Here is a 13,376-nt window from a genome sequence, read left to right on the forward strand (position 1 = left end):
GCGGAACCGGATTCTGCTCAAAATCGATGAAGAAAAGAAGCAACGCGAGGTGGCCGGGACCGGCCGCCCGGGGAAGCGGACAGCCTCCCCGAACGGTCGGCCCACCCCGGCGACCTCGGCGGAGTCACGCACCGCCACACCTCGGTGACGTGCGGCGACCGCCCCGAATCGGTGCGCCGAGCACACCTGCGCAAGACGCACATCCAAGGGACGATGGAGGCATTGCGGCGAGAGGACGGGGCAACCGAAAGAGGTGCCCGGGATGAGCCAGACCGATCCTCGGAGGGCCGGCGTAGGCCAGAGCCCTGCCCCTGAGCCGTCCGCGCCCGGGGGCCTGCTGGACGCGCTGGGGGTCGCCGCCGTCGTGCTCAACGCCAAGGGCCGGATCGCCCTGTGGAGCCCGTCGGCGGAGGAGCTGTTCGGCTACACCGCCGAGGAGGCGCTCGGCCAGCCGGGCGCCGCCCTGCTGGTCGACCCGCAGCACACGCGGCTGGTGAAGGATCTGTTCGGCCAGGTCCTGGAGGGCGCCAGCTGGGCCGGCGGCTTCCCGGTGCGGACGAAGGACGGCAGCACCCGTCTCGTCGAGTTCCGCAACATGCGCATGCTGGACGAGAAGAAGAACGCCTACGCCCTGGGCATCGCCACCGACCAGACCACGCTGCGCACGGTCGAGACCGATCTGGCCCTCTCGATGCGGCTGATCAGCCAGTCCCCCATCGGCCTGGCCGTGCTCGACCACGATCTGCGCTACGTCCTGGTCAACCCCGCACTGGAGCGGATCAACGGCATGTCCACCTCCGACCACCTGGGGAAGAAGGTGTCGGAGGCGCTGCCCTTCCTCGATGTGGAGGCCGTCGAGTCCGCGACCCACCAGGTGCTGACGACGGGCTCGCCGCTGCTCGACCAGTACGCGGTCGGGCGCACCCCCGGCGACCCCGGGCGGGACCGTGCCTGGTCGGTGTCGTACTACCGGCTGGAGGACACCGGCGGGCACGTGCTGGGCGTGGCGATATCCGTGGTCGACGTCACCGAGCGGCACAGCGCCACCACCGAGATGATCCGGGCCCGGAAGCGGCTCGCGCTCATCGCCGACGCCGGTGTCCGGATCGGCACCACGCTCGACCTGCGCCACACGGCCCGGGAGCTCGCCGAGGTGGTGGTACCCGATCTCGCCGACCTGGCCGCGGTCGACATCCTCGACTCCATCCTCGGCGACCGGCAGAACACCTCCGGGCCCACCGACAGCAGCGGACCCGCCGTGTTCCGGGCGCTGGCGGTGAAGGCCGCGTACCGCACGGAGGCGTCGCGCGCCCCGGACCCGGCCGGGGACGTCGCACAGTACGCCCGGGACCGGCTGATCACGCAGGTCGTGGACTCCGGCGAACCCATCCTGGTGCCGCACGTGGACGAGGACACCCTGCGCCGGGTCGCCCGGGACGACGACTCCGCGGTGCTGCTGGCCCGGGCCGGCGCCCACTCGTACCTGGGGGTGCCGCTGATCGCCCGCGGCAATGTCATCGGCACGCTGAGCCTGATCCGGGCCCGGACGCCGGCCCCCTTCAACGAGGACGACCAGCTGCTGGCCTGGGAGCTGGCGGCGCGGGCGGCCATCAGCATCGACAACGCCCGGCTGTACCGGAGCGAGCGGCGCACCGCGCTCGCCCTGCAGCGCAGCCTGCTGCCGCAGCGCCCGCCGCGCCAGCCCGGGCTGGCGGTGGCCTACCGCTACCAGCCCGCGGGCTCCACCCATGAGGTCGGCGGGGACTGGTTCGACGTGCTGCCGCTGACCGGGGACAAGACCGCGCTGGTCGTGGGCGACGTCATGGGCAGCGGGATCTCCGCGGCCGCCACGATGGGCCAGCTCCGCACCGCCACACGCACCCTGACCCGGCTGGACCTGGAGCCCGCGGCGCTGCTCCGGCACCTGGACGATGTGACCACCGGGCTGGACCAGGCCTTCGCCACCTGCGTCTACTCCAGCTTCGACCCGGCGACCGGCCGCTGCCGGATCTCCACCGCGGGCCATCTGCCGCCGGTCCTCGTCCGCCCGGACGGCACGGCCGAGCTGATCGACGTCCCGACCGGGGTGCCCCTCGGGGTGGGCGAGGTGCCGTTCGAGACCGTGGACCTCGAACTGCCGCCGGGCAGCCGGCTGGTGCTGTACACCGACGGCCTGGTCGAGACCCGGGACGAGCCGATCGACGCCCGGCTGACCGCGCTGGTGCGGATGCTGTCCGGGCCGCGGCGTTCCCTGGAGCGGACCTGCGATCTGCTGCTGCACTCGCTGCGGGACCCGGACGGGCACGACGACGTGGCGCTGCTGGTGGCGGAGGTCCGGCCGGAGGGGGCGGTGGTGGCCCACACCGCGGCGACGGCCGACGGGACGGCGGAGGCCCCGCCCCGGACCGGGACCGGGACGGTGCACGAGGAGCCGGGCGGGCCGTGACGCGCCGTCAGTGCAGCGGCCACCGGGAGCTTTTCGCGAGCGGCGGGCGGCGGGCGCCGAGGGTCTCTCCCAGGGCGGCGGTCACCCGGATGAGCCGCCCGCCGCTCCCCCGCCTCCGGGCCACGGGGTGAACGCACCGCGGCCCGGCCGACGCGCACCGCGGGCCGCGGTGGTGCGCCGGCCGGGCCGGGCGGGCGTCAGCCGCCGGACGGGGCTCCGTGCCAGATGGTCGTGACGTTGCAGAACTCGCGGAGGCCGTGCCCGGACAGCTCCCGTCCGTAGCCGGAGCGCTTCACCCCGCCGAAGGGGAACGCCGGGTGCGAGGCGGTCATGCCGTTGAAGTAGACGCAGCCCGCCTCCAGGTCCCGGGCGCACCGCTGCTGTTCGGCGTCGTCCCGGGTCCACACGTTGGAGCTGAGGCCGAACGGGGTGTCGTTGGCGAGCCGTACCGCCTCGTCCAGGTCCGGCACCCGGTAGAGGGTGGCCACCGGGCCGAAGGCCTCCTCGTGGTGGATGCGCATGTCCGGGGTGATGTCGGCGAGCACCGTCGGCTCGTAGAACCAGCCCGCGGGGTGCGCCTCGGGACGGCCGCCGCCGCACAGCACCGTCGCGCCGCGGCCCCGGGCGTCGTCGACCAGTTCCTCCAGGTCGCGGCGGCCCTGCTCGCTGGAGAGCGGGCCCACCTCGGTGGTGCCCTCCAGCGGGTCGCCGACGGCCAGTGCGCTCATCCGCTGGACGAACCCGGCGACGAACGTGTCGTAGACGCGGTCGTGCACGATGAAGCGCTTGGCCGCGATGCAGGACTGCCCGTTGTTCTGCACCCGGGCGGTCACGGCGGTGGCCACCGCCTTGTCGAGGTCGGCGGAGGGCAGCACGAGGTACGGGTCGCTGCCGCCGAGTTCGAGCACCGTCTTCTTGATCACGTCGCCCGCGATGGAGGCGACGGAGCGGCCGGCGGGCTCACTGCCGGTGAGGGTCGCGGCGGCGACCCGCGGGTCGCGGAGGATGTCCGCGATGGCGTCCGAGCCGACCAGCAGGGTCTGGAAGCAGCCCTCCGGATAGCCGGCCCGCCGGAAGAGGTCCTCGAGGTAGAGAGCGGTCTGGGGGACGTTCGAGGCGTGCTTGAGCAGGCCCACGTTGCCGGCCAGCAGGGTCGGCGCGGCGAACCGGACGACCTGCCAGAGCGGGAAGTTCCAGGGCATGACGGCGAGGACGGGACCGAGGGGGCGGTAGCGCACCACGGTGTCGGCCGCTCCGGAGTCCTCGATGTCGGCGCGGGCGGGGCGCTCGTCGGCGAGCAGTTCCTCGGCGTGGCCGGCGTACCAGCGCATGGCCTTGACGCACTTGGCGGCCTCGGCGCGGGACTGGGTGACCGGCTTGCCCATTTCGACGGTCATGGTGCGCGCGATGTCGTCCCGGTCGGCCTCCAGCAGGTCCGCCGCGGCACGCATCAGCTCCACCCGCCGCGGGAACCCGGTCGTCCGGTACTGGAGGAAGGCCGCGCTGGCGCGGGCCAGCCGGTCCTCGATCTCCGCCCGGCCGAGTCCGTCGAAGGTCTTGAGCGTTTCCCCGGTGGTGGGGTTGACGGTGGCGATCGGCACGGGAGCTCCTCCTCGGAATGCGGGGATACGGACGCGGGTGCCCGTTTGCTCCCTGTTCTACTCCCGTGCGGAGGAATGCGCTTCCACCGTCCGGGTCCGGCGCGCCAGAGCGGGAATGACACCGCCGGCCAGCACCGCCTCGCACTGCCGCGCGGAGAGCCGGTGGTGGACGGCGTAGTGCTCGCCCCGGGTGATGTTGTGCACCCGGAGCACCGGTCCGGCGCCGGGGGCGAGGGAGCCGTGCAGGCCCTCCAGCCGCAGCCGGTCGCCCACGGCGATGCGGTCCCGGTCCCCGGGGTCGTCGAAGGTCAGGGGCAGGATGCCGAAGTTGGCCAGGTTCTGCCGGTGGATCCGGGCGAAGGAGGTGGCGAGCACGGCCCGGAGCCCCAGGTGGCGGGGGGTGATCGCGGCGTGTTCCCGGGAGGAGCCGTGTCCGTAGTTGTCGCCGCCGACGACGAAGTGCGGCCCCGGCGTCTCCGCGGCGCGGCGGGGGTAGTCGGGGTCGATCCGGGTGAAGGTGAACGCCGCCGGGGCGGGGATGTCGGAGCGGAGGGGGAGGGCGGCCGCGCCGGCGGGCGCGATGTCGTCGGTGGAGACGTTGTCACCGGCCGTCAGCAGGACGGGCCCCTCCAGGGTGTCCGGCAGGGGATCGAGTTCGGGGAGCCCGGAGATGCCCGGCCCGCGCTCCGGCCGGACCGTGCGTGCCACGTCCGGCGGCAGAGGCTCCTCCAGCGTCGCGACGGTGGCGGCCGGGTCGGGCAGGGCGAGCTCCGGGTGCCGGGCGCCGGTCTCGGCCGCCCACTCGCGGGGGTCGGTGATCCGCCCGGTCAGCGCGGAGACGGCGGCGGTCTCCGGGGAGCAGAGCCAGACCGCGTCCTCCTCGGTGCCGGAGCGGCCGCGGAAGTTGCGCGGCACGGTGCGCAGCGAGTTGCGTCCGGTGGCGGGTGCCTGTCCCATGCCGATGCAGCCCAGGCAGCCCGCCTGGTGGATGCGGGCCCCGGCGGCGATCAGGTCGGCGGTGGCGCTCATCCGGGTCAGGTCCAGCAGGACCCCGCGGGACGTCGGGTTGATGTCGAGGCTGACGCCGGGGGCCACCCGGCGGCCGTGGGCCAGGGCGGCGACCACGGCGATGTCGCGGAGCCCCGGGTCGGCGCAGGAGCCGACGACGGCCTGGGACACGGGCTCGCCGGCGGCCTCCCGCACGGGCACCACGTCGTCCGGGGAGGAGGGCCGGGCGATCAGCGGTTCCAGCCCGGACAGATCGATCTCCTCCGACAGGTCGTAGCGGGCCTCCGGTCCGGCGGTGAGCTCGGTGAAGTCCTCCTCGCGACCCACGGAGCGCAGGAACGCCCGCACCGCCTCGTCGGCGGGGAAGACACTGGCGGTGGCGCCGAGTTCGGCGCCCATGGTGGCGAGGACGTGCCGGTCCATGGCGGTCAGGGCGGCGAGCCCGGGGCCGTGGTACTCCAGGACCCGGTCGACGGCGCCCTTCACCCCGTGCCGGCGCAGCAGCTCCAGGGCGACGTCCTTGGCACCGACCCAGGGCGGCAGCACTCCGGTGAGCCGGATCCCCACGATCCGGGGCATGCGCAGGCGCAGCGGATGCCCCGCCATGGCCAGCGCCACGTCCAGGCCGCCCACGCCGATCGCGAGCATGCCGAGCGCGCCGGCGGCGCAGGTGTGCGAGTCGGCCCCGGCGAGGGACCGGCCGGGGACGCCGAAGCGCTGCAGGTGGAGCGGGTGCGAGACGCCGTTGCCGGGCCCGGAGTACCAGAGCCCGAACCGGCGGGCGGCGGAGCGGAGGAAGAGGTGGTCCTCGGCGTTGCGCCGGTCGGTCTGCAGGATGTTGTGGTCGACGTAGCTCACGCCGAGGCCGGTGCGGACCCGGTCCACGCCCAGCGCCTCCAGCTCCTCCATCACCAGGGTGCCGGTGGCGTCCTGGGTGAGGGTCTGGTCGACGCGCAGCCCGATCTCCTCGCCCGGCAGCGCGGCGCCCTCCACCAGATGCGCGGCGATCAGCTGGTGGGCGAGGGTGCCGGCCGCGGGCGGGGCCGGGCCACCGGTTCCCATGCCGTCCGCTCCGGCGCTCAGGCGGTCCAGCGGAGGACCGCGCCGAGGCCGCCGGAGGGTCCCGCCATGCCGTCGGGGACGAGCATGACCTCGGCGTCACCGGCGGCGGCGGAGCGCATCAGGGCGTCGTCGGCACGGGCCCGTTCGGGCTTGGGGACGCCCATGGCCTGGACGTCGCCGCGCTGCACACCGACCTGGTCGGCGCCCGGCCCGATCCAGACGTCCCGGCCGGCGTCGGGGGCGATCTGCGCCAGGAGCAGCGTGGCGACCTGGTGGCTGCGGAGGGCGTTCAGCACGGCCGGAACGCCTTCCGCGGCCTCTCCCGGGCCCGCCTCGACGCTGCCGGGGCGGTGCTCGCCGCCGCGGCCCCGGCCGGCCCGGAAGTGGTCGAGGGCGTCCAGGAGACGCTTGCGGGCGTGCTCCTGCCGGATCCCGGCCACGGCCTCGTCCAGGTGCCCGTTCGCCCGTCCGGCGGAGGACCGGCTGCCGTGCTCGGTCTCCACCGTGACCGCCCGGACCTGCTGCGGCAGGCGCTCCCGGACGACCTTGCGCTCCCGCGCGTCGCCGGCGAGCACGAGCAGCCCGGCGCCGCACTCCGGCCAGGTCCGGATGATCTCGTCGGCGATGATCTCCGCGTTCTGCTTCCAGGTGTTCTCGACCTTGTTCCGGTAGTGCCACTCGTGGCGGTCATCGGGGACGGTGCGGTGCCCGCGCCGCGGGGTGCCCTGGGCCCGGCCCGCCGGTTCCTGGCGCAGCGCGTCCCACAGCTCCAGGTCGGCCCCGAGGTGGTCGATGAACGCGACCAGGCAGGGCGGCTGGTCGTCGCGGAGCCCCGCCAGCGGGGCGGTGTGCGGCAGGGTCGACCAGCTGGCCTCGCCGATGTACGGGGCGGCGGCGAGCGGGAGGTCGAGCACGACCTCGGCGCCGGCGGCGAACAGCGCCCTGCCGGGCGGGGTTCCGGCGACGGGTTCCTCGGCGAGACGGCGCATCAGCGCCTCGCAGGTGTAGGCGTCGGCGCCCTCGTCGATGAGCTGCCCCGCCACGGCGCGACGGCGGAGGTGCCACTGCTGGGCGGCGTCCTCGCTCGCCCATGAGGTGTCGATGTAGACCGACGCCCAGGGGCCCGGACGGTCGAAGAGCGGTTTGAGAAAGCCGAGTTCCATGATCTCCCCCAGGCTCGGGGACAGGTGGTGGGCAGACCCCAGGACGGTCCGGGTGCCCAGCCGACGCGGTGGAGAAACCCGGCGCAGCCGGGCCAGGGGCAAGGGGTGGATCACATCTTCCGCGGTGAGCCGGCCCGGGGAACGTCGAGTGCGCGTCGGTGTTCACGGCGAACGTCACGCCGCACCGGGGACGCCGTGACGCGCGTAGACCACTTCGTCGGAGTCAGAAGTCGAAGTCGGGGAACTCCGGCTCCGCCTCCGCATCGGAAACCGGCCGGCAGGGACCGGTGCTGGCGCGCAGAGTGATCAGCGGCTTCAGCAGGACGTGCCGGGGCGGCGAGGCGGGCGAGGTGAGCCGCTCCACCATCAGGTCGACGCCGATTCGGGCCATCTCCTTCGCAGGTATCTCCGCCGCGGTGAGCGGCGGGCTCACCTGCTCCGCCCAGCGGCTGGCCGCCACACCGACGACCGAGAAGTCGCGCGGCACGCTGCGGCCGTGCCGGGTCAGCCCGCGGTAGATGCCCTCCAGGGCCGCTTCGTTCATGACGACCAGGGACGTGGTGGCCGGGTCGTCGTGCAGGATCTGTTGCACGACGACCTCTCCCGCGGCGATGTCATCGCCACTGAAATACGCCCGCGGGGTCAGTTCCAGCTCCGTCATCGCCTCGGTGTAGCCCTCGCTCCCGAGCCGGGCGTACCCGTACTGGCTGTTGAAGATCTGCTCCGACTTGTTGACGAAGGCGATCCTGCGGTGCCCCAGTTCGGTCAGGTGCCGAACGCATCCGCCGGCCAGGCCGGCGAAGTCGAGATCGACCCAGCCGACCTCGGTGGTTTCGCTGTTCCGGCCGATGGCGACGAAGGGGAAGGCCGTTTCGGCGAGATGCTGGATGCGGTCGTCCTCCCGGCGGACCTCCATCACGATCACGCCGTCCACGCGCCGCTCACCGACCATCCGCCGGAACGCCAGGTCCTTCCCCGACTTACAGGGCGTGAGCAACAGGTCGTAGCCGTGCGTGGTGGCGGTTTCGGCCACCCCTCCGATGAAGGCGAGCTGCACCGCCGGGTAGTCCCGGTCGGCGCCGGACGGCGGGAAGAGCAGGGCGATCGTGTACGTCGGGTCGCGGGCCGCAGCACCACTGGGGGCCTGGGCGCCGCGTCCTGTTTCCAGGTTTCCTGTGCGCTCCGTCATGATCAGTCGGCTGGGAGACGTTGTTCGGCCCAGATGGTCTTGCCGGTGGGGGTCTGGCGGGTGCCCCAGCCCTGGGTGAGCTGGGTCACCATGTCCAGTCCTCGTCCGCCTTCGTCGTAGGTGCGGGCGTGGCGCAGATGGGGGGAGGTGCTGCTGGCGTCGGAGACCTCGCAGATCAGCGTCCGGTCCCGGATCAGCCGCAGCCCGATGGGGGCGTCCCCGTAGCGGATGGCATTGGTGACCAGCTCGCTCACCACCAGCTCGGTGATGGACGCCGCGTCGGCGAGCCCCCAGATCGCCAGCTGACGGGAGGCCTGGGCCCGGGCGTCGGCCACGATGGCGGGATCCGACGGCAGCGACCAGGCAGCGACCTGGTCGGTGTGCAGGGCACGAGTACGCACCAGGAGCAGAGCCACGTCGTCGGCGGGACTCTCGGGCAGCAGGGCCTTGAGGATGATGTCGCAGGTGCCGTCCAGCGAGGGCACGGCGGAAGCGAGGGCTCCGCGGAGTCGCTCCAGGCCGACACCGAGATCGTGGCCGCGGGCCTCGATCAGGCCGTCGGTGTAGAAGGAGAGCAGGCTTCCCTCGGGGAGTTCCAGCTCGGTGGACTCGAACGGCAGGCCGCCGACCCCCAGAAGCGGCCCCGGGGTGAGCTGGACCACGCTGGCCGTGCCGTCGGGGAGCAGCACGGTGGGGGGAACATGGCCGGCGCTGGCCAGGGTGCAGATGCGGGAGACCGGGTCGTAGACCGCGTAGAGGCAGGTGGCACCGATCTCCCCGGTGTCCTGCTCATGCCGGATGTCGCTGTCCGAGGTCAGGTGGGTGACCAGTTCGTCGAGGTGGGTGAGCAGCTCGTCCGGAGGCAGATCGACTCCGGCGAGTGTGCGCACCGCGGTACGCAGTCGCCCCATGGCGGCCGAGGCATGGATGCCGTGGCCGACCACGTCGCCGACGACCAGGGCGACGCGGGTGCCCGACAGGGGGACGACGTCGAACCAGTCGCCGCCCACTTCGGCTCCCCCACCGATGGGCAGATAGCGGTGCGCCACCTCGACGGCTGCCTGCTTGGGGAGGTGACGGGGCAGCAGACTGCGCTGGAGGGTGAGGGCATTGGCGCGTTCCCGGGAGAAACGGCGCGCGTTGTCCACACTGCCGGCCGTCCGGCTCGCGAGTCCCTCGGCGAGGATCAGATCGTCCTGCTCGTAGGGTTTCGAGCCTGCTGTGCGGGCGAAGACGGCGACTCCGAGGGTCAGGCCCCGCGCTCGGAGCGGGGTAGCCATGACCGAGTGGAATCCGGTCTCCTCGACGCGGGCCGATCTCCCCATGCCGACGGCGCCCCACCGGGGGAAGTCGGGGTCCTCTGGACCGCAAAGCACCGTTCGACCGCTGGTCAGGGCGCGTGCGGGGGGTGAGAGCGGAGGATAGGTATCGGCCTCGCCGATCTCCGTGTCGGCCTCGGGCACCCCTTCGGCGGTCCGGTGCGCGACCCGGCGCAGCACCACGGCGGCGTCGGCCGGGCCGGGCGACGGCTCCTCTCCCCGGGTCACGGAGTCGAGGAGGTCCACCGTGACGGAGTCGGCGAACCGCGGGACGGCCAGGCGGGCGAGTTCCTGAACCGTGCGCGTCACGTTCAGGGTGGTTCCGATGCGGGTGCCCGCTTCGTTCAGCAGAGCCAGGCGCTGCCGAGCGGCAACCTGCTCGCTGCTGTCGAACGCCGCAGCCCCGACACCGGCCACGCGGCCGGTGTCGGGGTTGCGGACGGGCCACATATCGATGGTCCAGGCGCGCCGGTGAGCGGACGGTGCGGCCGGGGCGTGGTGCTCGTAGCGCATGGGCCGGGATTCCTCGGCGACCTGGCGCACGCATCGCAGGAACCCCTCGTCAGCGCGGTCTCCCCCCAGCAGGTCCGCATAGGACCAGGTGCCCGCTTCCGCCGCCCGCCGCTGCCCGTCTTCGACGGCTCCGGCTTGCGCTGCGGCCGCTTGCGCCCCGTCGCCGGCGGGCCCGCCTGTCCCGCGCCCCGCCGGCGAGCGCTGCTCACCCCCGCGCGCGGCCGCGTTCAACTGCCAGGTGCGTGAGGTGGTGCTGTAGGTGGAAAGCGCGACGGAGGACTGGGTGAACGCCCACTCCACCATCCGTCGATCGTCGTCCGCCTCGGCGGCACCCGCAGTGGCGGTCACGACGAACGCCTGGGCCGTTCCGTCGTCACCCAGGGACGGCTGAAGGTGCAGGGTCAAATCGACGCGGTGGCCGTCCAGGTGCCGGAGTCCCGCTGTGCCGCTCCATTCCCGGGCTTCGATGAGGCAGAGCCCGGCTGCCTCCGGGAACTCCCTGTTGATCAGAAGGTCGGAGGCGGGGTGTCCGACCACCTCCTGGGCGCCGTAGCCCAGCAGTTGCCGAGCCCCCTCGCTCCACCCTGTGACCATGCCCCCCACGCTGATGATGGCCATGGGTACATCGATCGAACACCCGGAGTGACGAGTTTCCGTCGAAGAAGTGGCCATTCTTGCTCAATTCCTTCGAGCAACGTTACGCACAGTCCCATGGTGCATGCGGGAGAGGAATCGAACAAGTTGCTCTGTCACTCAAAGCCTCGAGGCATATCGGAAGCGTCCGCCACGGACACGAGCGACACGATCGGCAGGGCGTCGTCGGCCACGTGGAGGAGTTCGCTGGAGATCCATCCGCAGGACCCGGCCACCCGGGACGGCCGCCCAGCCGCGTGCGGCCGGGCGGCCGACGACGCCGTACCTCCGCAACGGCCCCGCTCTCAGCCCGGGAACTCCACGTCCAGGGCCGATCCGCGGCGCAGGAAGACCGGGATGCGTTCCAGTGGAGCGTCGGCTGTCATGGTCCGGTCGCCGTCGTGGACCGTTCCGGTGGCGGGGTCCACCCAGTCGGCGCCGGCCGGCAGGTAGACCTGGCGGTGCCGTTCGCCGAGTCGGGTCACCGGGCAGATCAGCAGGTCCGGGCCGCACAGGAACTGGTCCTCGACCGTCCAGGCGGCCGGGTCGTCGGGGAAGCCGAAGAACAGCGGCCGGATGACCGGTGCACCGCGGTCCGCCGCGGAGGCCATCTGCTGGTGAAGGTACGGACGCAGGTCCTCGCGCAGCCGCAACTGCCGGGTCAGGATCCGGTAGGCCTCCTGCCCGTAGGACCACAGTTCGTTGGGTCCCCCGTTCCGGCCCTCGGCGAAGGCGTCCCGCGGTTCACGGTTGCCGTGCATCCGCAGCAGCGGGCAGAAGACGGCGAACTGGAACCAGCGGACGAGCAACTCCCGGTAGTCGGGGTCGTCCGGGTCACCACCGTGGAAACCGCCGATGTCGCTGGTCCACCACGGAATGCCGCTCAGGCCCGCGCTCAGCCCCGCGCGCACCTGCACCGCCAGTGCCTCGAAGGTGGCCGGGACGTCACCCGACCACAGAGCCGCCCCGTAGGCCTGGCTGCCGGCCCACGCGGAGCGCACCAGGCTGACGGGTACGTCTTCGCCTTCCGCGCGCATGTGCTCGTAGAAGCCGCGCACATGGTCGCGCGGATAGACGTTGGCCACCGCCCGGCCGGGGCCCGCCGCGTACCGCAGGTTGCCGAATTGCTCGGGGTACATCTCCGGTTCGCAGCCGTCCAGCCACCACAGCCGGAAGCCGAGATCGTAGTAGTTGCGCTTGACGCGGCTCCAGATGTAGTCGCGAGCCCGCTCGTCGGTGGGGTCGTAGAACACCACGGGCAGGGACTGGTGGTCGACCTGGAGGTCGGGGAAGACGTGCTGGAAAGGCTGGCCCTGCTCCGTTCCCAGCAGCAGCCGCTCGTCCCGCATGTGCGCGTAGTTCTCGCTCACGACGCTGACGGACGGCCACACGGACACCAGCGGCCGTACGCCCATGCTCTCCAGTTCCGCCGCCATGCCGGCCGGATCGGGCCAGTCGGCGGTATCGAAGCACCAGTCCCCCAGATGCGGCCAGTGGAAGTAGTCCACGGCGATCACCGACAGCGGAAGGCCCCGGCGCCGGTATTCGCGGGCGACGCCCAGCAGTTCCTCCTGTGTCCGGTAGCGCAGGCGGGACTGCCACAGGCCGAGGAACCGTTCCGGCAGCAGGGGGGCGTGCCCGGTGGCATCGGCATAGTTGTTCATGATGTCGGCGGGAGTCGGAGCGGTGGTGATCCAGTAGTCGATCTGATCGGCGGCGTCGGCGACCCACCGGGTCTGATCGGCGGCCAGCTCCACCCGTCCGACGGCGGGCAGGTTCCACAGCAGTCCGTAGCCTCGGGAGGAGAGGGTGAACGGGATGGTGACCTCCCCGTTGCGCTGCACCAGGTCGATCACCAGGTGCTTGTGGTCGAGGCGCCCGTGGGAGTGCTGGCCCAGCCCGAAGAACTGCTCACCGTCATGGGCGGCGAAGCGCTGGTCCAGCCGATGGCTGCCCCCGCCGACCGGTGTGAACTGGCGGGCGCCGGGCCAGGCGAAGTGACCGGCGGACTCGCGCAGCAGCTCGGTTCCGTCCTGCGTGCGCACGAAACGCAGGTGGCCCTGGGGCGACAGCTCCACCTGCAGCCGCCCGACGGTGAGGATCCGAGTGCCCTGGGGACCCGCCTCCACCTGTGCCGCCGCGGCGGCAGGGGGCGCGGTCAAGGCTCCCGGCAGGTCGTCCCGCACACGGTGCCGGGCCGAGCGCACCCGGACGCTGTCGGCTCCCCAGGGCTCCACCCGCAGTACGTGCTCGGCGTCACCGAACTCGAGACGGACGGCCGGACGGGAGGAGGCGGGGGGCGGGGAGCTGTTCCCGGCTGCGCCGGTGGCGGACGCGGAGGGTGCGGGCCTGGTGCCGTCGGTCGGAGACACGCTGCTCCTTTCCAGGGCTGTTGTACGGGTCGGTGGCGGTGCGAGGGGCACGGGTGGCGGTTCGGGGCAC

At 72.8% G+C, this 13,376-nt stretch carries 7 protein-coding genes; 1 reads left to right on the forward strand and 6 read right to left on the reverse strand.

Annotated elements, in window-relative coordinates; genetic code table 11:
* Positions 1-262 precede the first annotated feature (262 nt).
* On the forward strand, positions 263-2,446 hold the full coding sequence (locus ACFYYR_RS20820; RefSeq protein ID WP_388855294.1) for a SpoIIE family protein phosphatase: 2,184 nt from the start codon (positions 263-265) through the stop codon (positions 2,444-2,446).
* A gap of 197 nt (positions 2,447-2,643) precedes the next feature.
* Here ACFYYR_RS20820 and ACFYYR_RS20825 read toward each other — a convergent pair whose 3' ends face one another.
* The 6 genes from ACFYYR_RS20825 to ACFYYR_RS20850 form a co-directional block, all read right to left on the reverse strand.
* Complete coding sequence (locus ACFYYR_RS20825) at positions 2,644-4,047, reverse strand: NADP-dependent succinic semialdehyde dehydrogenase (protein WP_388855297.1); 1,404 nt, start codon at positions 4,045-4,047, stop codon at positions 2,644-2,646.
* Between the two features lie 57 nt (positions 4,048-4,104).
* The gene (locus ACFYYR_RS20830) at positions 4,105-6,117 is read right to left on the reverse strand and encodes an aconitate hydratase (protein WP_388855300.1); all 2,013 of its coding nucleotides are present in this window, start codon (positions 6,115-6,117) and stop codon (positions 4,105-4,107) included.
* A gap of 17 nt (positions 6,118-6,134) precedes the next feature.
* Positions 6,135-7,280 (reverse strand): hypothetical protein, encoded by a 1,146-nt coding sequence (locus ACFYYR_RS20835; protein WP_388855303.1) that lies wholly within the window; start codon positions 7,278-7,280, stop codon positions 6,135-6,137.
* A gap of 223 nt (positions 7,281-7,503) precedes the next feature.
* Positions 7,504-8,469: a LacI family DNA-binding transcriptional regulator gene (locus ACFYYR_RS20840; protein WP_388855306.1), complete on the reverse strand. Its 966-nt coding sequence runs from the start codon at positions 8,467-8,469 to the stop codon at positions 7,504-7,506.
* A gap of 2 nt (positions 8,470-8,471) precedes the next feature.
* Entirely contained in the window at positions 8,472-10,973 is a 2,502-nt protein-coding gene (locus tag ACFYYR_RS20845; RefSeq protein WP_388855309.1) for a SpoIIE family protein phosphatase, read from the reverse strand.
* Between the two features lie 266 nt (positions 10,974-11,239).
* A complete protein-coding gene (locus tag ACFYYR_RS20850) occupies positions 11,240-13,306 on the reverse strand; it encodes a TIM-barrel domain-containing protein (protein WP_388855312.1) in 2,067 nt (688 codons plus the stop codon).
* Between the last annotated feature and the right edge of the window lie 70 nt (positions 13,307-13,376).

The sequence above is a fragment of the Streptomyces sp. NPDC001922 genome (genome assembly GCF_042891165.1).
GTDB lineage: Bacteria > Actinomycetota > Actinomycetes > Streptomycetales > Streptomycetaceae > Streptomyces.

Excerpts from the sequence above, each read along its gene's own strand:
- ACFYYR_RS20820 (WP_388855294.1), top strand. The coding sequence starts at position 263 with ATGAGCCAGACCGATCCTCGGAGGGCCGGCGTAGGCCAGAGCCCTGCC.
- ACFYYR_RS20840 (WP_388855306.1), bottom strand. The coding sequence starts at position 8,469 with ATGACGGAGCGCACAGGAAACCTGGAAACAGGACGCGGCGCCCAGGCC.
- ACFYYR_RS20835 (WP_388855303.1), bottom strand. The coding sequence starts at position 7,280 with ATGGAACTCGGCTTTCTCAAACCGCTCTTCGACCGTCCGGGCCCCTGG.
- ACFYYR_RS20845 (WP_388855309.1), bottom strand. The coding sequence starts at position 10,973 with ATGGCCACTTCTTCGACGGAAACTCGTCACTCCGGGTGTTCGATCGAT.
- ACFYYR_RS20830 (WP_388855300.1), bottom strand. The coding sequence starts at position 6,117 with ATGGGAACCGGTGGCCCGGCCCCGCCCGCGGCCGGCACCCTCGCCCAC.